Source organism: Acidisarcina sp. (assembly GCA_035539175.1).
Lineage (GTDB): Bacteria > Acidobacteriota > Terriglobia > Terriglobales > Acidobacteriaceae > JANXZS01.
In genome coordinates this window covers 779,771-801,719 of sequence record DATLIY010000007.1, presented here as the reverse complement: position 1 = coordinate 801,719, position 21,949 = coordinate 779,771, and the positions used below count along the sequence as shown (strand labels likewise).

General features: G+C 59.0%; 17 protein-coding genes and 1 tRNA gene. 8 read left to right on the top strand and 10 right to left on the bottom strand.

Annotated features, from left to right (window positions below; translation table 11 throughout):
- Positions 1-92 precede the first annotated feature (92 nt).
- Positions 93-1,289, bottom strand: a complete 1,197-nt coding sequence (locus tag VM554_06090) for an aldose 1-epimerase (protein HVJ07933.1) — start codon at positions 1,287-1,289, stop codon at positions 93-95.
- 165 nt (positions 1,290-1,454) lie between these two features.
- Between VM554_06090 and VM554_06085 the strand changes: the two genes are divergently transcribed.
- Positions 1,455-2,174, top strand: a complete 720-nt coding sequence (locus tag VM554_06085; protein HVJ07932.1) for a uracil-DNA glycosylase — start codon at positions 1,455-1,457, stop codon at positions 2,172-2,174.
- A gap of 101 nt (positions 2,175-2,275) precedes the next feature.
- On the top strand, positions 2,276-2,428 hold the full coding sequence (locus VM554_06080; protein ID HVJ07931.1) for a DUF3309 family protein: 153 nt from the start codon (positions 2,276-2,278) through the stop codon (positions 2,426-2,428).
- Between the two features lie 68 nt (positions 2,429-2,496).
- Here VM554_06080 and VM554_06075 read toward each other — a convergent pair.
- A tRNA-Gly gene (locus tag VM554_06075) sits at positions 2,497-2,571 on the bottom strand.
- Positions 2,572-2,646: 75 nt separating this feature from the next.
- Here VM554_06075 and VM554_06070 point away from each other — a divergent pair.
- From VM554_06070 to VM554_06060, 3 genes are read left to right on the top strand one after another with little or no spacing between them, the layout of a single operon-like run.
- Entirely contained in the window at positions 2,647-3,786 is a 1,140-nt protein-coding gene (locus tag VM554_06070; protein ID HVJ07930.1) for a tetratricopeptide repeat protein, read from the top strand.
- Between the two features lie 3 nt (positions 3,787-3,789).
- A complete protein-coding gene (locus tag VM554_06065) occupies positions 3,790-4,272 on the top strand; it encodes a pyridoxamine 5'-phosphate oxidase family protein (protein HVJ07929.1) in 483 nt (160 codons plus the stop codon).
- A gap of 16 nt (positions 4,273-4,288) precedes the next feature.
- The gene (locus VM554_06060; protein ID HVJ07928.1) at positions 4,289-5,917 is read left to right on the top strand and encodes an altronate dehydratase; all 1,629 of its coding nucleotides are present in this window, start codon (positions 4,289-4,291) and stop codon (positions 5,915-5,917) included.
- Positions 5,918-6,008: 91 nt separating this feature from the next.
- Here the strand turns inward: VM554_06060 and VM554_06055 are convergent, their stop codons facing one another.
- Positions 6,009-7,628 (bottom strand): glycoside hydrolase family 28 protein, encoded by a 1,620-nt coding sequence (locus VM554_06055; GenBank protein ID HVJ07927.1) that lies wholly within the window; start codon positions 7,626-7,628, stop codon positions 6,009-6,011.
- 208 nt (positions 7,629-7,836) lie between these two features.
- On the bottom strand, positions 7,837-9,219 hold the full coding sequence (locus tag VM554_06050; GenBank protein ID HVJ07926.1) for a TolC family protein: 1,383 nt from the start codon (positions 9,217-9,219) through the stop codon (positions 7,837-7,839).
- Positions 9,220-9,502: 283 nt separating this feature from the next.
- On the opposite strand from VM554_06050, the gene VM554_06045 reads away from it, so the two are divergent.
- Positions 9,503-9,781: a YtxH domain-containing protein gene (locus VM554_06045; protein HVJ07925.1), complete on the top strand. Its 279-nt coding sequence runs from the start codon at positions 9,503-9,505 to the stop codon at positions 9,779-9,781.
- Between the two features lie 89 nt (positions 9,782-9,870).
- On the opposite strand, the gene VM554_06040 is transcribed toward VM554_06045, so the two are convergent.
- The 6 genes from VM554_06040 to VM554_06015 form a co-directional block, all read right to left on the bottom strand.
- Positions 9,871-12,327: an ATP-dependent Clp protease ATP-binding subunit gene (locus tag VM554_06040; protein ID HVJ07924.1), complete on the bottom strand. Its 2,457-nt coding sequence runs from the start codon at positions 12,325-12,327 to the stop codon at positions 9,871-9,873.
- 300 nt (positions 12,328-12,627) lie between these two features.
- The gene (locus VM554_06035) at positions 12,628-13,389 is read right to left on the bottom strand and encodes an ABC transporter ATP-binding protein (protein HVJ07923.1); all 762 of its coding nucleotides are present in this window, start codon (positions 13,387-13,389) and stop codon (positions 12,628-12,630) included.
- 87 nt (positions 13,390-13,476) lie between these two features.
- Positions 13,477-14,739 carry an FtsX-like permease family protein gene (locus VM554_06030; GenBank protein HVJ07922.1) on the bottom strand — a complete coding sequence of 421 codons (1,263 nt, stop codon included), beginning with the start codon at positions 14,737-14,739 and terminating at the stop codon, positions 13,477-13,479.
- Positions 14,740-14,813: 74 nt separating this feature from the next.
- Positions 14,814-17,060, bottom strand: a complete 2,247-nt coding sequence (locus VM554_06025) for a WD40 repeat domain-containing protein (protein ID HVJ07921.1) — start codon at positions 17,058-17,060, stop codon at positions 14,814-14,816.
- A gap of 95 nt (positions 17,061-17,155) precedes the next feature.
- Complete coding sequence (locus VM554_06020) at positions 17,156-18,166, bottom strand: NAD(P)-dependent alcohol dehydrogenase (GenBank protein HVJ07920.1); 1,011 nt, start codon at positions 18,164-18,166, stop codon at positions 17,156-17,158.
- A gap of 89 nt (positions 18,167-18,255) precedes the next feature.
- Positions 18,256-20,004 carry a SpoIVB peptidase S55 domain-containing protein gene (locus VM554_06015; GenBank protein HVJ07919.1) on the bottom strand — a complete coding sequence of 583 codons (1,749 nt, stop codon included), beginning with the start codon at positions 20,002-20,004 and terminating at the stop codon, positions 18,256-18,258.
- A gap of 69 nt (positions 20,005-20,073) precedes the next feature.
- Here VM554_06015 and VM554_06010 point away from each other — a divergent pair, with 69 nt between their 5' ends.
- Entirely contained in the window at positions 20,074-21,300 is a 1,227-nt protein-coding gene (locus tag VM554_06010; GenBank protein HVJ07918.1) for a VWA domain-containing protein, read from the top strand.
- A gap of 64 nt (positions 21,301-21,364) precedes the next feature.
- Complete coding sequence (locus VM554_06005) at positions 21,365-21,943, top strand: RbsD/FucU domain-containing protein (protein ID HVJ07917.1); 579 nt, start codon at positions 21,365-21,367, stop codon at positions 21,941-21,943.
- Positions 21,944-21,949: the final 6 nt, after the last annotated feature.

Here is a 21,949-nt window from a genome sequence, read left to right as displayed (position 1 = left end):
TTGCCGGAGGGAGCGGCTGGAAGATCGAAGGATGGAGCGAATGGCAGGGGGAGGAGCCGATCGACCGGCTTGCCTCCCCGCTGTCCGAGAGGTTACTTCGCCGGAGTGAAGAGTTGCAGGCGAACCTTCCAACTGGTGGATTGGCCGGGCTTAAGTGTAACCATGCCGGTGTCCATTCCCTTCCAGACCTTGCTGAACGGGTCGCCGAAGTTGTACTGCTCCTCGACCGCGATGAAGGATTTCTCCTTCGGTGCATAGACCTGGATGGTCTTGATCTCTTTCGAGAGCCCTTGAATGTGGATGCCATAGCTGGCAGCCGGATCGATAACATCCACAGTCGCCTGACCGTTGGCCCACTTCAGATGAGCAAAGTTGTCGTCGAGAAACTGATCATCCAGAGCTTTGCCGTCGGGGGCGTTGAAGTCATAGGGAGTGCCTTTGACGGGGATCAGCTTTCCGGTAGGAAAGACGTCGTCGTAGTTGTTGACCTGTGCATAAACGTCGGCGGGAATATGCAGGCGAGCCTGCTTGCGGTCTCCGCTGGGCAGGTTGAAGTAGGGATGCCAGCCAATGGCCATCGGCTCCGGCTCCTTGCCAACGTTCTTCGCCGTGATGGTGGTCTCGACCGTATCGTCTTTGAGCACGATGGAGAAGTTCAGATCCGTCTCCGAGAGCCAGTGCCCACCAAAGTTGCCGGCATGGATGACGCCGGTAACAGTGGAGCCATCCGGGCTGATCTGCACGTCCTCTGTCTTGTCGGCAAGGATCAGGCCATGCATGGCATGCGGCTCCGCACCGGGGAGCTTGCCCTTCCAGTTGGCAGGCAGAGTGATTGTCTTGCCGTGCCAGGAGGTGGTTATCGTCTTGCCGTCTGCCGAGAGCGGTCCGCGAATACGGTTGGGGTAGGGGACAAGAAAGGCTCCCCCAAGACTGAAGCTCTTGTTGCCATTTTCGTCGGCTTCATTTCCGTTCAGGATGGTGGCAGCTTCCGCCAGGGAAGGCGAGGTAAAGACCTCGACCTCTCCTTTGCCAGGGATGCTCGCCTTGATCTGGTAGAGGTTCATGCCTCGTCCGGGCAGGATCGTCGCACTCAGAAATTCGGGCTTGGTGCCATTCGAGGTAGGCTTGCGCTCTAACTTCACGATCTTCTGGCCGCCCATCTCCATGGGCTCGGCGAGGGCAAGGGGAGAAGTTGCCGGTTTCGTGGGAGGTGGGGTTTGTGTGCAGCCGACGGTGAACAGGGTGGCTGCTGCCAGGGCAACAACAATTTGTGTGCGGATGAAGCTCATGCGCATGGTTCTTGTCCTTCGTGTGTGAGGTATATCCCGTAATGCGGGACGTTTACCCGGAGAACAAAAAGTAGCTCCCGGGAAGCAGCGCTGGAAAATCGACCTAATTCTACGCGTCAGAACGGAATGCCGCATCTGCTGGGAAGGGAACGATAGAATCAGCCCATGGCCGCAAAATCCCGGGGTACTGTCAACGCCGCTCCGCGCACATTGGAGGAGTTGAACCAGCACATTATCGCCTGCGAACGTTGCCCCCGCCTGCGTGAGTACTGCCAGCACATCGCCGCGGTAAAGAAGAAGGCCTACAGGGACTGGGACTATTGGGGACGTCCGGTTCCTTCGTTCGGAGACACGCGGGCGCGAGTGATGATTCTGGGCCTCGCGCCGGGGGCACATGGTTCCAACCGCACCGGCCGGCCCTTTACCGGGGATGGCTCAGGAGACTTCCTGTATCCGGTGCTCTATGAGACGGGCTATGCTTCGCAGCCGAAGGCTACATCCCGCGACGATGGAATGAAGCTGCGCGACCTCTGGATCAGCGCCACGGTTCGCTGCGCACCCCCTGGAAACAAGCCTTTGCCGGAAGAGATCGCCAATTGCTCCAGTTACCTGGACGAGGAGATTGCTCTGCTCTCCACACTGCGCGTAGTGGTTTGCCTGGGGCAAATCGCCTTCCATGCCTACCTGAAGTTTCTGGTTCGAGCCGGAGAGATTGCGCGGCGCTCCGCCTTCACCTTTTCGCATGGAGCCGAGTATGTGTTTCCCGATGGCAGGTGGCTCTTGGCCAGTTATCACCCCTCGCTGCAAAACACGAACACAGGCCGGTTGACACGGCCGATGTTCGCAGCAATCTTCAACCGGGCTCGAGAGTTATCCGCCAAGTGAGGCAGGGAATTGCCTGCGTCGATGCGGAATGAGGGCATCTTGTGGCAGTGGGAACGGCATCCACTCAAGGGAGTGTGTAGCCGGAGTGCGGAGGAAGACGAATGATAACGATTTTGATTGTCGTGCTGCTGCTGGTGCTGATCGGGGCCTTTCCATCATGGCCGTATAGCCGCAACTGGGGATATTACCCGAGTGGTGGAATTGGACTGATCCTGGTCATCGTGGTTCTGCTGTTACTCCTCCACGTCATCTAAGAAGTCTGAGTCTCCGAGATTATGACCCTCTGAAGGTGAGGAAGAATCTTTGTAAATTTCTGATTCTATGGAGCGGGAGACCGGGATTGAACCGGCGACATCCAGCTTGGGAAGCTGGCGTTCTACCACTGAACTACTCCCGCCCAAAATCGCTGAGCTTTAGAAAGTATCGCTCGCACGACTCGAAATGGCAATTCCCCCGGTCTGCGGAGGTCGGCTTGCAGAGTTTAGTCTGCAGGATTCAGTCTGCGGAGTTCGAGATTGCCTACAGCTTCATGCCTCGTAGTGGGGAGGCACAATCCTCAGCGGACACCTATACTGATCCAGAGGAAAATCTGGGCGGCATGCTGCATGCTATGGGGTGGCAATCGGTTTTGAGGTCAGGACAGAGGAAGCGTACTCTTCGGTGGCGGCTCTCATGGCCGCTCGGCATAGTTCTCTCCATTCCCTGCATCTTCTTTGCGCCGCAGGGCGTTGCCATGGCGAATGCGCAACCGTCGCCAACTTTAGATGCTGGCCTGCTGAACATCCGCACGCTTATTTCTGGCGGGAAGTATTCGAACGCAGAGGGAGCGTTACACGAATACCTGGTGCAGAAGCCGGATTCGCCAGAGGCGCACACGCTGCTCGCCTTTGTTCTGTTTCATGAGGCAAAGGCGCAAGCCTCCCTGGACGAGTACACCAAGTCAGCCAGGCTGCGCACGCCAACAGCGGATGACCTGAGGATTGTCGCCCTCGACTATGTACTGCTGAACGACTACGAGGACGCCTCCAAATGGATGGCGCAATCGCTGGCCTGGAAGGGAAGCGATCCCGAGTCGTGGTACGAAATGGGGCGCATCAAATACACGCAAAACCGTTTTCAGGAATCGATCGAATGCTTTCAGAAGTCGCTTCAATTATTGCCGCGCAGCGTGAAGGCAGAGAATAATCTTGGCTTGGCGCTGGAGGGTTTGAATCGTAACGACGATGCCATTGCTGCCTACCGTCAAGCGATTGCGTGGCAGGAGAACTCCGACAACCCCAGCGAACAACCCCTCATCAATCTTGCGATTGTTCTGGTGAATCGCGATCAACTGGCAGAAGCGCTGCCCTTGCTCGTACGGGCCCAGGTGCTCGCACCCAAAGAGACGAAGGTGCATGAGCAGCTGGGGCGTCTCTATCTCAAGCAGGAGCAGCTGGACAAGGCTCGTGCGGAGATGGAGACGGCGGTGGAGCTTTCTCCGGGCACGGCGGGACTGCACTTTCAACTGGGGCAGATCTATAAGAGATTGGGCTTAACCGATAAGGCTCGCGCGGAGTTTGCCAAGGTGGGGCAGCTTAGCGGCGGCCACTCCTCCCCTGATCCTAAGGAGTAAGCGATGCTCGAGGAGACAAGCCAGCTCGATCTGGTAACGACTCTGCTGCGAACGGAAAGCACGCTGGCGCTTGCCACGGCGGATGAGTCTGGTGGCGCAAGCATCGCTCCGTTGTTCTACATCGCGGATGAAGCGCTTGCTCTCTACTGGATCTCGTCCGGCACAACCGTACACAGCAGGAATCTGGAGAGGGATTCCAGGGCCTCGATCACGATCTATCACTCGACCGAGCATTGGGAAGAGATTCGCGGCGTGCAGATGCGCGGCTGCGCCATTCCCGTGCGCGACGAGGAGCATAGGGAGTCGGTGATCGACTTGTACGTCAATCGTTTCCATTTAGAGGCGAGCTTTCGGGAAGCGATCGCGCAAAGCACTCTCTACAAATTTTGTCCTGAATTCCTGCGGTATATCGACAACGCAAAGGGATTTGGTTACAAGTTCGAACTGATGCCTGGCAGCGATGCACAGGGCACACCATGCAAATAACTCATCCGGGAGGCTCATGTCTGCAATTCGAAAGGTGCTGAAGTTAGATCCGCGTGACAACGTGCTGGTAGCACTGACTCCGCTGATGGCGGGCGAAGCTGTGAGTTTCGCAGACAAGGAATATTTTCCGGCATCCGCGATTCCGGCAAAGTTCAAGTTTGTTGAGCGCGACATACCTGCGGGTGGAGAGATTGTCATGTACGGCGTTGTGGTGGGTCGAGCGAGAGAGCCTATCCCCGCGGGAGGCTTGCTCACCACACAGAACCTGCAGCATGATTCCGGAAAACATTCGCTGCGGAGCGCAGCGTACAAGTGGAATGCGCCGGATGTGTCGCGATGGGCGGCGCAAAAGTTTTATGGATATCGGCGCACCGATGGCCAGGTAGGCACGCGGAATTACTGGCTGGTGATTCCCCTGGTATTTTGCGAGAACCGGAACGTCGAGTTGCTGCGCGAAGCCTTCGAAGAAGAGCTGGGCTATGGCAAGGCGAATCCTTATCGCCTGCAGGTGAGGGAACTGATTCAGCGCCGCAACCGCTTCGCCGGGGAGATGCGACAGGAGGCAGCATCGAGTCCTCTCTTTCCCCATCTGGATGGAATCAAATTTCTGTTTCACCAGGGAGGCTGTGGCGGGACGCGGGAAGATGCGCGTGCGTTGTGTGGCTTGCTGGCCGGATACATCCATCATCCCAATGTTGCAGGGGCAACGGTACTGAGCCTGGGTTGCCAGAACGCGGAGGTCTCCATCCTGCAGGAGGAACTGCAACGGCGCGACCCGCAATCCACAAAGCCGGTGTTGATCTTCGATCAACAGGCGACGGGCCTTGAATCGACGATGCTCACGCGCGCGATTGAGAAGACCTTCGGGGCACTGGAAGAGGCAAATGCCGTTGAGCGCTCAGCGGCCCCGCTCGCGGCTCTCACGCTTGGCCTGAAGTGTGGCGGGTCGGATGGCTTCTCCGGCATTTCTGCAAATCCTGCGATCGGACACACATCAGATCTGCTTGTGGCTCTTGGCGGAAAGACGATTCTTTCGGAGTTTCCGGAACTCTGTGGCATGGAGCAGAACATCATCGATCGCTCGGTGAATGAGCAGGTCGCGAGCCGTTTTGTTGCATTGATGACCAGCTACGCCGCACGTGCCAAGGCCGTACATTCCGGGTTCGACATGAATCCGTCGCCGGGAAATATTCAGGATGGGCTGATCACGGATGCGATGAAGTCCGCCGGGGCAGCACGCAAAAGCGGAACCTCTCCGGTCATGGATGTGCGGGATTTCCCCGAATATGTAACTACCGCTGGATTAAATCTTCTCTGCACCCCAGGCAATGATGTGGAGTGCGTGACGGCGCAGGTAGGTGCAGGCGCGAACATGGTTCTTTTCACAACCGGGCTTGGTACGCCGACCGGGAATCCAATTGCCCCGGTGATCAAGGTCTCGACCAACAAGAACCTGGCGACGCGCATGAGCGATATCATCGATCTGGATGCGGGAAGCATTCTCTCGGGAGAGAGCACGGTCGAAGATATCGGTGCTGCGCTGCTGGATACTGTGCTCGAAGTGGCCAGCGGACGCCAGCATACCAAGGCAGAAATGCTGGGGCAGAACGACTTCATCCCCTGGAAGCGCGGCATCTCGCTTTAATCGCGGCATCTCGCTTTAATCTAAGCGGCGCGAGGTCCGTGAAGACCTCGCGCCGCTGGACGCATGTTTCCTTTCAAGCGGATCGTGCCAGCTAAAGGGTTTCCTGCGTTGCGCTCTCAAAGGTCGTGTCTTTTACACCCTTCGTCTGGAGAACGCTGAAGTTCCGAACATCCTTGAGGGCGAACTTCGGTACCGACGCAGCCTCTGTACTGCGGATGCGGAAGAACTCCGCTCCATCGACGTCCTGAAGCACAAATGCCGGGCGCTCATCGAGCGAGGCCGCCACGATGCGAACGTTTGAGATGTCGATATTTTTTGCGTGGCGAATGTAGAACCCTTGCGAGGGCATGTCCCCAAACATTTCGGGGTCAGGATAGGCCGCTTCTTTCTCTGGCGGATTGAGCGCAGCCTGCGCCTTTGTGCCTCCACCGCGATGCTGCAAATAAATATTCGAGATGGTTACGTCTTCAATCGGATGCCCGGGAATGCCGCTGATGATGCAGCCGAACTGGGAAGCCGCATTGGAGCAGACGATATTGCTGATGAGAACTCTGCGCAGAGCGCCGACCTGTGTGCCCTTTGGCCCGCGCAGCCTGCTGCCGAGACGCAGGAAGATGGGAGCCGAGTTGATGTCGCGCATGGTGATGTTGGTAATGGACATATCTTCCAGCAGCGCACCGTCCTCGCTCTCCAGTGCCAGCCCCTGGCAGCCTTCGAAGACGCAGTTGGAGACGACGATGTTCTTGAAGCCGCCATTCGATTCGGTTCCGAACTTGATGCGTCCGGTACGAAAAACTTTAGCTGCCGGGTCCAGGCGCTTCCATGTGCCGTCCAACATGCTTCCCAACTCATAAGCCGCGGTTACATAGCAATTTGTAATTGACACGTTTTCCGTAGCCCGGTTGTAGCCCAGCGCAAAGCTGCTCTTGGGGACGATGGCGTCGTCCCAGGGAGAGTTAACGGAACAGTTGGAGACACGCACATTGCGGCAGCAATCGATGTCCATTCCATCGCGATTGGTATCGATGGTGAGGCCATCGATGGTGAGATTATCGACGCCGGTGGCCAGAATGCCGAACCACCCTCCCTGGAGAATCTGGAAATCCTTCAACAGTACGTTGTGGCAAAGCTTCAGGCTGATGGCCTTGTTGCCCACTCCAGGCTGGCCTGAGACCGGGCCAGGGCCGTAGCCTTTGCTTAAACCGCGGCCCCAGATTCTGCCGGGACCGAGGATGGATATATCGTGCAGATTCTCGCCCCAGATCAAGCTATCGTGCCAGTGATTGTGGCCCGAATCCTGATACTCCTCCCATGGCTGGCGAGGTTCCGCGAGATCGTATCCCCCGGCTTGCCCGGCAGCAGGAGGCTCCGCGGCGATGAGGACCGCACCCTGATCGAGATACAAGGAAATATTGCTGCGCAGACGAATCGAGTAGCAGAGGTAGTTGCCTGCAGGGAAGAAGACGGTTCCGCCGCCACTCTTCTCCGCAGCCTCAATCGCAGCGTTGACGGCGGTGGAGTCGATCGCATGGCCATCGCCTGCCGCGCCAAAGCTGCGCACATTCAAGAAGGATGCATGCTGAGAAGCTGTGCCTGCTGGAGCTTGTCGAGGCATCGCGTGAGTCATCTGGGGGCTGGCGGCATCGATGGCCGCTCCTGCTACCCCTGCTCCAACCATACCGATGAATCTTCTGCGGTCACTCGACAACATCCTCTTGCTCCTTGGCTAGTTTTTATGTGCAGCGTGATTCCAGATGCGGCCTTCGCGGTAAGAAGAACGAAGGGCCAGTTGCGGTCTACTTCTGATCTGAGTTGGTTCAGGGAAAGAAGTTACGCGTGAGGGAATGATAGATGGCGAGCATCGTAACCGCAACAGCAGCAGGGAGATCGCAGCGGGATGCATTCTCTTTCATTCCCGGTCACGGCATGTTTCCGGTTAGCGTCTGCAGGCTTGCCAGTGCCAGATGGTAGCGAACCACGCCGTCGGCACGCGAAGTCTCGGCAAGGATCACGGCGTTTTGCGCGTCCACGACCTCAAGCGCGGTAGCTTCGCCGGCGCTGTACCTCAGGTTGGTCAGCCGCAGGCTCTCCCGCGCGGTATCTACGCTCTTCTGCAGGGAGACGAGGGCGTCTCCCGAGGTCCGCATCTCCGCGTAGAACTCCTCCAACTGCGCCAGCAGCCGGCGCTGGGTAAAGTTGAGGGCGGTCCTGGCCGCATTGCGCCGCAGCTCTCCCTGCTTGACGCGGTCATGGGTTGCCAGCCAATCCCATACCGGGATATCGAGAGTCGCGGTTGCGGAGTAGCCAAGGTTCCGAACGCCGTCAGGGCCATTTACCGCGAATTGCGGAGCGTCGATGCCATAACTGTAGTTCAGCGACAACTCTGGCAGGTACGCGGCTCGTGCGAGCATTACCTCCTGATCGGCAGCGTGAGCCGCTGCGATTGCGCTCTTCAGTTCAGGATTGTTTCGCGAGGCCGCAGCCTCCACTTCTTCGCGGAGCGGCGCGGGCGGAGGCTGATCGGTGTCATCCGCCAGTTTGTAGGGAGTGCGGGGATCGGGGAAGAGCAGCACTCCAAGATCGAGGCGCGCCTTCTGTGCAGCCAGCGTGGCATCGGCGAGGTCCCGCTCTCGCTGCTGCGTCTGCAGGCTGGCCTTGACCACGTCCGCGTGCGCCACTTCGCGTCCTGCCTCCAGTTGTTGCGACAGCGTCAGGAAGTGCTGTGCCTCGGCGGCTGCTAACGTCGCGATCTTCTGCTTCTGATCTGCCGCCAGCAGCGTGTAGTACGCATTGACAACATTGGCAATCAATCCTCGCCGCGCAACTTCCAACTGTGCTGCCGCCTGGGCAGAGAGAGCTCCAGCTTTCCGGAATCCTGCGATTCCCTGCAGACCGAAGGTTTCGTTGACCTGTGCCTGGCTGACGTACTCGTGCGCAGCGTTGTTGGCGATGAACCTGGGGGTAGTCGGCGTGTTGGCCTGAGTGCTGCTCTGGGCCGTGGATGGAGTGTTGGCGGACAGGGAACTCGGCTGGGTATAGATGTATTGATTGTGATAGACGACCGAAGGGAGAAGCGCGGCGCGGGCTATCGAGCGGTCCAGCGCTGCGACGCCGTGATCGGCAACGGAGGTAGCAAACGCCGGATCATTCGCCTGGGCTCGGCGGATGACTTCTCCAAGCGTGAGGACGGCCGGTGAAGCATCGACTGTGGGGGCGCGTAATGGAGCGGTCTCTTGTCCCAGGCCACGCGAGAGCGGCATCAAGAGCAGAAGGGCCACGGCAAGCCAGCGATTCTTGTCCAAATGGATGGTTCCCTCAGTGCTGCTCCTCCAATGTACAACGGGATGCCAGACAAGCTTGTCCATGGAAGACAAGCCGGCGGAAGGCGAAGACGGAAGAAACCCTCGGGAGCGGGAAAGAGTGCTGCACCAGACGACCGTAACAGGCGACCGTAAAGGGAGAATTCTGCGGCCCTGAATCTGCAATCCTGAAAATCTGCAACTCCAAAATCTGCAACCCCCGGGAAGGAAACCGTCATCTCAATTTAGAGATCAGCAAAAAAGGACGCACTCCGAGGAGGAATGGATGAATACGTTCAAATTCTGGGCAGTCTTTGCAGTCGGTGTCGCTGCGGGCGCTACCGTGGCGCTCATCTATGCTCCGCAATCCGGAGCGAGAACCCGCAAGCAGTTGAAACGCAAGCTCGATGATGCCGCCGATTACGTGAAAGGCGTGGGAGAGGACTTCGGCGATCGGGCTGGCGACGCGGTGAGTCGCGGCAGAGATGTCGTAGATGACTTGGTAAGCTCTGCACAGAAGGCAGCGCAGCAAGCTGCCAGGCGGGTTACGGACTTCTCTTTGTAGCGCCTATCCTGGTAAACGCATATTTTCGCAATCAAATAAGGAAAGGCCCTGCCATCTCGACAGGGCCTTTCCTTTTGCGCATCCGCACTCTAATTGCTGAAAAGCAGGATGCCGGTTGGTTTCTCCTCGCCCACATTCGTGACGGAGCGATAGAAGAGCTGGTTGTTTTCGAGGTAAACCTCAAGGAACGCCGGGCGCTCCGAGATGCCGCCCGCGATGAGGGCCTCGGAGAGCGGATCTTCCACGTAGCGCTGTAACGCGCGACGCAAAGGACGAGCCCCATAGGTGCGATCCACCAGAGTCTTTTCCAGGATCCACTTCTTGGCTTCCTCCGTTACCGAAATGGTAATGGCCTTCTGCGCAAGATTCGTATTGAGCTGCTGTACCAGCAGTTCGAGAATCTGGATCAGGTCCGCATCCGACAGCGACATGAAGATGATGACTTCATCGAGGCGGTTGAGGAACTCGGGGTTGAAGGTTCGCTTCACCTCGCTCTTGACCATCTCCTCGATCTTGTCCATCACCAGGTCTTCGCGGTCGGACTGGAAGCCCAGGCCCTGCTTCTTCTGCAGGTGCCGGGCGCCGATGTTCGAGGTCATGATGATGATGGTGTTCTTGAAGTCAACCGTATTTCCCAGACCATCGGTAAGCTGCCCATCCTCAAAGACCTGCAACAGGATGTTGAAGACATCCGGGTGCGCCTTCTCGATTTCGTCGAGCAGCACGACAGAGTACGGCGACCGCTTGACGCGTTCGGTCAACTGACCGCCCTCCTCGTAGCCCACATATCCCGGAGGCGAGCCAATCAGCTTGGAGACAGAGTGCTTCTCCATGAACTCCGACATATCGAAGCGGATCAGGGCCTTCTCGCTGCCAAACAGGAACTGGGCAAGCGTGCGCGCCATCTCCGTCTTGCCCACACCGGTGGGGCCAAGGAAGAGGAAGGAGCCGATCGGCCTTGCGGGGCTCTTGAGTCCGGCACGCGAACGCCGGATGGCCCTGGCCAATGCCGAGATTGCCTTGTCCTGCGAGATAACGCGCTTGTGCAGCTCTTCTTCCACGCGCAGCAGCTTCTGCGTCTCCTCCTCTTTGATGGAGGTAATGGGAACGCCAGTCCAGCGGCTCACCACATCTTCAATGTCCTCGCGGCCGACAATTCCGGCGGTCGAGTCATCGAGGTGGTACTTGTCGCGCAGTGCGCGCAGGTTCTCGCGCTCCTTGCGCTCTTCGTCGGAGTAGAAGCGTGCCTTCTCGAATTCGTGGTTCGCAATGGCGTTCTCCATGCGGTGGACGATGAACTTGATCCGCTTCTGGACCTCGGTAATCTCCTCCGGCAGGGAAGTCTGGCGCAGCTTGACGCGAGCGCCTGCTTCGTCGATCAGATCGATCGCTTTATCCGGCAGGAAGCGATCCGGGATATAGCGGTTCGAGTGCGAGACGGCAAAGGTAATGGAGTCATCGGTATAGCTGACCGCATGAAACTTCTCATACCGGTCCTTGATGCCCATGATGATCTGCACCGCATCTTCCTCGTTGGGCGGTGGCACCTTGACGGCCTGGAAACGCCGTTCGAGGGAGCGATCCTTCTCAATAGATTTGCGATACTCCGCCGGAGTCGTGGCGCCGATGCACTGGATTTCGCCACGCGACAGCGCAGGTTTAAGAATGTTGGCGGCGTCGAGCGAGCCCTCCGCCGAGCCGGCGCCGACCAGCGTATGCAGTTCGTCGATGAAGATGATGGAGTTCTGATTCTCCATCAGCTCCTTCATGATCGTCTTCAGCCTTTCCTCAAACTGGCCGCGATATTTGGTGCCGGCGACGATGAGCGAGAGGTCGAGTGCCAGCACGCGCTTATCCGCGAGGAAGCTGGGAACCTCTCCATCGGCGATCTTCTGCGCCAGTCCTTCTACGATGGCCGTCTTGCCCACGCCTGGCTCCCCTATGAGCACAGGATTGTTCTTGGTGCGGCGGCATAGAATCTGAATCACGCGCTCCAGCTCCAGATCGCGCCCTACCAGCGGATCAAGCTGGTTATCCATGGCCGCTTGCGTCAGATCGCGGGAGAACTCGGCCAGCAGGCTGGACTCGCGATTCCGCGCCGACGGAGGAGCTTTCTCCTGCGTAGCGCGTGCAAGTTCCTCGCGAATGGCCAGCAGCTTCAGCCCGCGCTCGTGCAGGATCTCGGCGGCAAAGCACTTCTCTTCGCGCAGCAGGCCCAGAAGCAGATGTTCGGTTCCAATGTGCTTGTGGGAGAGCCGCTCCGCCTCTTCCGCCGCATAGGCGAGCACACGCTTGCACTCATTCGACAGCGGCAGGTCTACCGAAGTAGAGACCTTCTCGCGAATCGTCGTGTGACCCTCGATCTGCTTGCGGATGGACTCGACCGACGCATGGGAGCGGAGAAAGCGGTTGGTCAGCGCCTTATCCTCGCGCAGCAGGCCGAGGAGCAGGTGCTCGGTCTCAATGTATGGGGAGCCAAACTGGCTGGCCTCATACCGGGCGAAGAATATGACGCGACGGGCCTTTTCTGTATACCGTTCGAACATGTTTTCCCTTCACTGAGAGCTAACCCCACTGCCGCTACCGTTTCGGGCGCAGATCCGAATGGCAGCGTATACAGCAGCGAAAGCTCCAATTTCCTGCCTGTCTCTTTGCGAACAGCTATTTCGCTCAAAAGAGACGATTTAGGTTGGCTGCCGGTAGCCTGGTTTGGCATTTCCGGTCGCCTGTCCCAGGAGAGATTTCCCCTGGATCAGGCGGTTTTAGCCTTCCTGCCTGCCCTGCATCCTTCTGTTCTTTAAGACGCAGTTCGAACAAAAACGGTTCAAAGCCGACTTTGCTCCGCATTAAACCTCGAGCGGAGACACTTCTTCCATCTGGCCCTTTTCCAGCCGTAAAACCCTGGAACATCGCCGCGCCAGGGCCAGATTGTGAGTGACGATCAACGACGTCAGGCCGTGGCTGTGGTGCAGCCGCTCAATCAGGTTAAACACCGTTTCCGCGGTTTGGATGTCCAGATCTCCGGTTGGCTCGTCGGCAAGGAGGAGTTTTGGACCCGTAACCAGGGCCCGGGCGAGCGAAACCCTCTGCTGCTCGCCACCGGAGAGCTCTCCGGCCCGGTGACTCGCCCTATCTCCAAGATCGACCTCATCCAACCATTTCTCCGCGCTTCTGAAGGCATTTGCCTTCGATTCTCCCCGGGCCAGCAGCGGCATGGCTACGTTCTCCAGCGCTGTGAACTCGGGCAACAGGTAGTGAAATTGCCAAACGTAGCCAATTTCGCGGTTGCGGAATATCGCTGCCTCTTTGGCGGACAGTGACGCCAAATGATTTGAGGCGCAGTATACGTTACCGCTGGAAGGGGTATCAAGCGCTCCGAGCATGTGCAGAAGCGTGCTCTTGCCGGCGCCGGACTGCCCCACAATGGCGAGCAGGTCGCCTTTCCGCACCTCAAAGCTAACGCCATCAAACAGAACCAGCCGGCCGCGGCCCGTGATGTACTCCTTGTGCAATGCCTCCACGCGCACCAATGGAACCAGATCGGTTATCAGGCCAGGGGCCAGTGGAAGGCCGGATTGCGAGGCATTGACAGAGGATGAAGCGTCCATACTCTCTATTCTAATCGGCAGAAATCGAGAGGGGACCGTCCGGATGGTGAACTATCGTGCTATTCGTAATTCTTATTCGGGCCATTGCTATTCGTAGCGGAGCGCTTCCGCGGGTGCAATTCGCGCTGCGGAGGCCGAGGGGTAGAGCGTGGCCAGCAGCGATACGGAGAGCGAGACGACGGCAACAATCAAGCCATCGATCCAGCGCGCAGCGAAGGGAAGATAGTCGATGGAATAGACCTCGGCAGAGAGATGGATGAAGCGGTAGTGCCCGCCGATCCAGGACAGGGAGTATCCCAGGGCCAGGCCAATCGCGGTTCCCAGCACGCTGATCAGCAATCCCTGCAACAGGAAGATGCGCCGGATCTGCGCCGGCTGAACGCCAAAGGACATCAGGACAGCGATGTCGCGCGTCTTCTCCATCACCATCATGGTCAGGGCGATGAGGATATTGAGCGCAGCCACGCAGACAATCAGGCCGATGACGATAAAGGTGACAATCTGCTCCAGACGCAGGGCACGGAAGAGCTCGCGGTTCTGCTCCATCCAGTTGGTCGTCAGGAAGCCGGGGCCCGCCGCTGCCTCGATCTCTTTGCCAACACGGTCGGCGTGGTACAGATCATCCACCTTAAAGGAGATAACGGATACGAGGTCTGGCTCTCCAAAGAGAGCCTGCGCGTCTTTTAAGCGCAGAAACGCCATACTGGAGTCGTATTGGTAGAAGCCGGAGTGAAAGATGCCCACCACGCGAAAACGCTGGTACTTCGGCACGATGCCTAATGGCGTGAGCTCGCCCTGAGGGCTGGTCACCATCACCGACGAGCCCACCTTTACATCGAGAGTATCGGCCAGATCGTAGCCGATCACCAGCGGCGGTTCGCTGCGGTTGCCGGGCTGGTCTTCGGCTGTCAGGGGTGCGTCTGCCTGCTCCAGCGGCTGGGTGCTGCCTGCCGTCACCTTGTCGAGCAGGTCGCTGACCGTGCGTTCCTGCTCGGGCAGAATGCCCTTGACCAGCACGCCTCCCGAGCGGGCTCCGCGGGAGATGAGAACCTGGCCATAGAGTCCGGGTGCGGCGGCGGTGACATGCTTCAATTGCCGGAGCCGCTCGGTCAGTGGCCGCCAGTCGCGGATGCCATCGCTCTGCACGCGCATCAGTTCAACGTGGGCGGTGGAACCGAGCAGGCGGGCCTGCAGATCGCGGCGCATTCCATTGGTGATGGCGAGAGCGATGATGAGCGAGGCGACTCCCGCCGCTACTCCCAGGATGGAGATGACGGTGATGACTCCGACCACCGCCTGCCGCCGCTTGGCTCGCAGATATCGCGCCGCAATAAAGAGTTCAAAAGACATTCTTGCTCAGACCAGTTTCCAGACAGCGTTCTCAAAAAAATCAGGCAGCACTTTCTAAACCTTACGATAGCCGCTTAACGCACCACAATCTTTGCTGCTGTTCCATTCTCTCTCCGGTCATAGACGCGAACCGTGAGGATGTGTTCGTGAGCAGCGCCGCTGGATTTGTCGTCCGTCAGCTTCTTGTCGGATGAGGCCAGATCGGCGAGCGAAGGCACGTTGGCGCGGAAGTCGTAGTGTTCGCGAAGCGAGTCGGACAGAGCCCCCACCGGCTCCAGATACTGCCAGGGCCCCGCATCTACAGAGTACTCTGCGTGTCCGATGGCGGTGGTTGTGTCGGCTGCGTCCAAAGTGGCATGGATGGTGTTGCCCTCAAGCTTTGCCGCGAATCCTGAAACTACCGGTGGCGCCGTGTCGACCAGGAACAGGTCGCTCTCCCGCTCGCCGCGCAGGTCTTCGCCGGGGTTGTGCGAGGGGGTGTCCCGGGCCACGACTTTGATCCGGTACGCGCCATCTGGCACCGTCGCTGTGTCAAATGAGAGATAGCGGTCGGTCACGTTCCGCTTCAGCAGCAGCCATCGCTGTTCCTGCTCTCCGCGATAGTAGACATCAAAGACCATGTCATCGCCGTTGTCGTCGTGTGCTGCCCATCTGGCGGTGATGGCCGTGCGATCCTTGACCGCGGCAAGAGGCGCCGTGCCGGGATCCGGGGAGAAGCTGACGATGTTGCTCTGCACCGAAGGAAAGGTAATCGAGACGGTGGTCGAAGGCTGGGCCTGGGCCTGCGGATTGACGCGTGCTCCTTGCTGCACAACGATTTCGTCCACCACCGGCGCGACGTTCACTGGCAGGTAGTTGAGGGTGACCCTTCCAAGATGCGCCCCGGGACGCATTATCGCCTTCCACTGCACAAAGCGCGCCGAAGGCACTCCGATCGTAGCCTGGTCCGGGGCCACTCTCTGCCACGGGCTCCAGCCGCGCTCGGGGTTTTCCACGTTGCCGCTCCGCGCGTACAGGTCGAACTTGCCGGGTGTAGCGTCTTCTGTCTCCGCGCGTCCCCAGCGAGAGAAGAGAGCAGCGTCGAAGACATCGCTCTGGTAGGTGGCCTCGGCTGCCGGCGCTTTGTCGATGCGGTACAGCTTGCCGATGTTGCTGGTGGCGACAAAGAGGCCGCCGGGCGCATCTGCGAATCCGACTGCCTGCGATGCCTTCAGATGCGCGATATCGGCGTACTTGCCGCGATCTTCTATGCGATAGATCCGTCCGCGATTCCCGCTCGCGGCCAACAGGCCCTGGGGCGTCGAGCGGACCGCGTAGACGATGTCGTCGCGGCTCGACCACAGGGAGCGTGGGGCTCCGGAGACAGGCACTTCGAAGATCTCTGTGCCATCGGGAATGATGGTGTTGCCGTTGAAGGTCTGAATGGATCCCGGCTGCACCAGGGTGATGGTGGTGCTGACGACGGCATTCCCCTGGACGGGTAGCGGAGGCAGGCTGCTGCGGTTCTTATCGCCAACGTTCGCGGCATAAATGGTGCCAGAGGGGCTGACAGCCAGCGCGGTAATCTCCCGGCGGGGAGCATCGAAGAGTACGAAGCCCTGACCGGCCTTGTCGACGCGGTAGATGAGTCCGCTGCCGTCCGAACCGGCGATCAGGCTGCCGTCGGGCGCGAAGGCCAGGCAGCGGATGTGCGGCTCGTCACTCTTGAAAAAGAGCTCCGCCTTGGCAGATGGTTTCGCAGGATCCCAGCGGTAGATCGCGCCGGGTCCGCCCGTGGCGATGTAGAGCCTGCCCTGGGCATCGAAGGCCATATCCCAGATATAGCGGGGTTTCTCCTGCGTTGTCTCCGGATCAAAGATGACCTTGGCGGTTTCATCGTTCGCGGCTTTGCCTTGTCCCGCCTGGAGCCGATAGATGCGGCCTTTGGGCAGTGTCGCTGCATAGACCGCGCCATCCGGCCCTACGCGCACGGATTGCACCGAGAGGTCCTTGGTCTCGAAGAGGGTGGTGAGCTTTCCGCCGGGGCTGATCTCAAGAACGGTAGCGGGTGCGCCGGTGCCCAGATAGGCATTGCCGAGAGGGTCGGAGCTGATCGACCAGATGTAGGTCGAGGGCGTCGTCAGCAGTTCGTGCGCCTCGTTTCCGGCTTCCAGGACGCCATCGTTGCGGATCGTCACCGATTGCGGCGTGCCCTTCTGAAACTCCTCAAAGCGGGATTGGGTCCATTGCTTCGTCCCCTGAGCCAGCGAGCGGCAGGGAGCGGAGAACAAGGGTGCAAGGAGAAGCAGGGCGACGGAAGGGACCAGCGAATTTCGCATCATGCTGATTGGAGTCTACTAGAGCGGCGAGCCCGCAAGTGGCGGAGTCAGCCGGAACGGGTAATCCCGCTGCCTGCTGACTCGCTGCCCTGCATGCGTCAGCTGTTTATCAGAACGGCACGATAGCGTACCTGATTCTTTTTCACCCGGGCGATGGCGTCGTTGACCTTGGCCATGGCAAAGCGCTCTGTTTTGGCCTGGATGCCGTGACGTGCGGCTACATCCAGCATTTCGCGCAGCATCAGGGGGCTGCCGATATTGCTGCCGGCGACGCTCTTTTGCCCCGAGATGAGGGGGAATATCGGCAGAGATGCCGGCTTTTCCGGAGCGCCGACAAAGCAGAACGTGCCGGTGGGGCGAAGAGCCGTTACATATGCGGACCAGTCCTGATCGGCATTGGTCGTGGACAGAATGAAGTCGAAGGACCCGGCCAGGGCCTTGAGCGACTTGGTCTCCCGCGTGTTCACAAAGTGATGCGCGCCGAGTTCCAGCGCCTCTGCTTCCTTTGAAGCGGAGGTGGAGAGAGCGGTGACCGCAGCACCGAATGCGCGGGCAAACTGGATGGCCAGATGGCCCAGGCCGCCAATTCCAATCACTCCAACTCTGGAAGAAGGGTTGACGCCATGAGTCCGAAGCGGATTGTAGACAGTGATCCCGGCACACAGCAGCGGCGCGGCGTTTTCACTCTGCAGCTTTTCCGGCATAGGAATGACGAAGCGGCTGTTGATGCGGATAGCGTCCGCATAGCCACCGTTGCGGTGGACGCAGGTAGCCTGGCTCTCTAAGCAGAGATTTTCCTTGCCCTGCAGGCACCACTCGCAGATGCCGCAGGAACCCGACTGCCAGCCAACGCCGACACGTTGCCCGACGGAGAGCGTCTTGACGTCCGCGCCTATGGCGGAGACAGAGCCGACAATCTCGTGGCCGGGGATGAACGGGTATTCACTCATCCCCCAATCGTTGTCAATCAGATGGATGTCGCTATGACAGACCCCGCAGTGGGTTATCTGAATCTCAACTTCGTGCGCCTTCAAAGTACCAGGCGAATATTTATAAGGCAGTAGTTCAGCGCCGGCAGCGTGTGCGGCAAATCCATTTATAGAACCCATGTCAATTCTTCCAGCCCTCAGTGAGTGGAGCGCTCTTTAGCAACCCCTGAAATTATCCTAATAGCCATTGTGAGAGAGCCGGTGCTCAGTTAATCAATATGCAAAGAAATAACTTGCTGACCGGTGAGCACGGCATCCACTGGTATTGATGTTACCGGAATTGCGGATTCTCCGTTAAGCGTCATTTCATGGGCGGATCGGAGGGGTTCCAGCACATTCGCCATGGAGATCGGGAGTTCCGGAAGGGTTCGCCCTTCCAGCAGAGCCTGCGCGCCGGGCATCAGCAGGGTGACGTAGAGACGGTCATTGGCACGTATGCCCTCGATCTGGGCAATGGTCGCGTTCATATCGAGGGGGTGGCTTCCGGTGAGAGCTGGCTGGGTGATGCGGTCGAGAGCGGCGCTATCGCTCACCAGTAAGCGTAGCGGTCCGCCAGGCAGCGACACGGGCAGCTTGACGGGAATCCGAATGTTCCGCGCGGGCCCACGATAGGGGCGCACGGTCGCCTCTACCGTGATCGTATCTCCAGCGTGAACCTCCTGGGTTGAGGTGCGCGCGGCTTCCAGCTGCAGAGTCCGCCGCTCGGGAACAGCTTCGACGTTCAGGGTTACGCCGCGAATTTTGGCTTGCCGGGTGGAGTTGCTGTAGATCTCGCTAAAGCGCTCGCCCACCATAACGGCCGCGCTCAGGTTGGCAGGCCGGTTCTCAGCGGGCGCTATCCAGCTATCCAGCGGAACCGGGGCGTAGCCGTCCAGATCGACATTGCCCCGGAGATGGAAGCTGGTGTCTCCGCCAACGCTGTTGGAGTCCAGCAATGCCTGGTAGACGGAAACCATCAGCGCGGAGGGCGTAATCTGCGGCTGATCGATCACCTCGAAGTGCAGCTCGCGCGGCCGGTCCGTACCGTGAATGGAGACGGTGACCGGAACCATGCTGGCGTTGCGGTGAAAGACTCCGCGGATGGCCGAGTGCCGGTCGTCCGTGAATGCGCCGACCGTCTCCGTGGTGTTCACAATCTTGAATGCGTTGAGGGGCGAGGGAAGAGTCGCCAATACCACGGCCTTGGTCATGGGAATGGAGACGGAGCCGAATTGCGTGATGGGATGTCCGCACGCCAGCAGTTGATCTTTATCGACATAGGTAACGGTGCAGGTCGCGGCTATCTGCAGGTCGCCTTGCACCAGCAGGGCGCTGACGGCCGAGCCGGGGACGATAGGCTCCGGTTGCGGCTGCGTGGAGGCACCGCCTCCCACTCCGGCGACCGGCATCATGCCGGTTCCGGAAAAGCGATCCTGCCAGAGCTTGATGGCCTGCGGGCTGAAGCCGGAGAGGACCAGCGGAGTTTCAATCGGAACAAATCCCTGCGACGCCACAACCGGGCTGGCGGCGTCGGGATGCGAGGCGCTGGAATCGTCGCGCACCTCCAGCATTTGTGCGATTGGGGTAATGCCGGCAATGGGTTCCTTGCTGAATTCTCCGATACGATACGAGAGTGCCCCGAGCAGTTTGCCATCCACGTAGACCGGGCTGCCGCTCATCCCCGCTACCACGCCGGTGTACTCTGGTTTGGTGCCGTGGAGTCGCGCCAGGATCATATCCTTGCCGGGTCCCAGTGCTGCTTTCAACACTCCGAGGATCTCGACATCCATTGCTTCCGGTTGCGTCCCCTCAAAAACCGTGTACGCTACTCCTCGCAGACCACGATGCACCTGGTCCAGGGGATAAATGCCTGCATTCGAAGGCGGTGGAGCGGAGGGTGTCTGCGCCAGCAAGGCAGCAGATTGCAGGAGGCCTGCGGCAAGAATCAGTCGGCATGTTTCCTTAATACGGTTTCGCACGTCTACAGAGTAGCTGTTACCGCGTCTGCCGCATAGGGCAGCGCCTTCCAATGCATCCTGGGGTTGTTTATGACATCGATTATCTGCTGCCGTTCCTGGACCTTACGCAACCGTCGCCCAGCCGTATCGCGCCAGGTCATCTTGCTGGTGCTGGTAGCTCTGCTGCTCCTGCCATTCGGGCTGCTTCCCGGCCGTGTCGCGGCACAGACTGGCCCGGCCAGCCAGCAGCCGCAAAAGCCGGAAGATCAATCGAGTCCGGAAGCGGGCGGCCCAGGCGGCGATTCGGGATCGATTGCCATTCCGAAGAAGAGGCCGGCCCCCGAGGAGGCTCCCGCACCCGTTGAGCCTAAGGTGAAGAATCCTCCGGGCATGGGCGCGTATTCGCTGCACGTCGATGTTCCCGTTGTCACGGTCGACGTCGGAGTAATCCTGCAGAAGACACACCAGTTCGTTCCCAATCTGAAAGAAGAGAACTTCCGCGTTTATGAGGATGGTGTGGCGCAACCCCTGGTAGGTTTCCAGCGGACACAGGCGCCCATTACCGCCTTGCTGCTCTGCGAGTTCGCGGCGAACAGCTACTACTTCATCTGGGATATGCGGAACGCAGCTTACAGCTTTGCCGAGCAATTGAAGCCCGACGACTATGTCGCGGTGATGACCTATGACATGCACACCCAGATCCTGACCGACTTTACCCAGGACAAGAGGGTGGTCTACAACTCCTTGAACTCTCTCCAGATTCCCGGATTCAGCGAGACGAACATGTTTGACGCGCTCTATGAGTCGCTGGACCGTTTGAGCCGCATTGAGGGGCGCAAGTACATCGTCCTCATCGCCACCGGCAGGGACACCTTCAGCAAGATCAATCTCGACAAGGTCCTGCAGAAGATCAAGGCGACTCCGAACGTCACCATCTTTACCGTGGGCACAGGGCAGGCGGCTCGTCTTATGGCGGAATCCCGCGGAATGATGGGGCCGATGGGCCAGCTGGATTTCCTGCAGGCCGACAACCAGATGACCACCTTTGCCCGGATGACCGGTGGCATGTCGTTCTTTCCCCGCTTTACCGGCGAGATGCCGGATATTTTCCACACCATCAACGACACGATTCGCAACCAGTACCAGTTGACCTATAAGCCGACGAACTCGAAGCAGGATGGAACCTACCGCAAATTGCGGGTGGAACTGATCGATGGCGAGGGACAGCCGCTGCGCATTCAGGACGAGAAACACCATCCGCTGAAGTACGACGTCATTGCCCGCGATGGCTACCGCGCCAAGCCCAAAGTCGATTAAGCTGTCTCGTTCAACGCGTCCCGTCGAGCCGCAGGATGGTGATCTTTTCTGGGGGATTCGTCTCATGCGCACTACGCTTTGCTCTGTCTTGTTGACCGCGCTCTCGCTGGGGAGCATGCCGGCAATCGCGGCCGCCGCGACGCCTCACACCACCGATCCGAATCAGTGGCAGGCGAGGATGGAATCGGCGCTGCCTCTGATGGGACATCGCAACTGGATCCTGATTGTGGATTCCGCATATCCTCTGCAGACCTCGCCGGGGATCGAGACCATAGAGACGAATGCGGATCAGATGGAAGTGATCCGCGCGGTGATGAGCGCACTGGGCAAGTCCCCGCACGTCCGATCCAATATCTACATGGATGCAGAGTTGCCTTTCGTCCCGGAGAAAAGCGCTCCTGGTGTGACGGAGTACCGGACACAGATCACACAGCTTTTCCATGGGCAAAACATTCAGACGCTTCCGCATGACCAGATCATCGGGAGAGTCGCGGAGGCAGGAAAGTCGTTCAAGATCCTGGTGCTGAAGTCGAAGATGACTATTCCCTATACGTCGGTATTTCTGCAACTGGACTGCAAATACTGGAGCGCGGAATCGGAAAAAGAATTGCGCGGGAAGATGATCGACGCTGGTTTGAAGTAAGCCGCA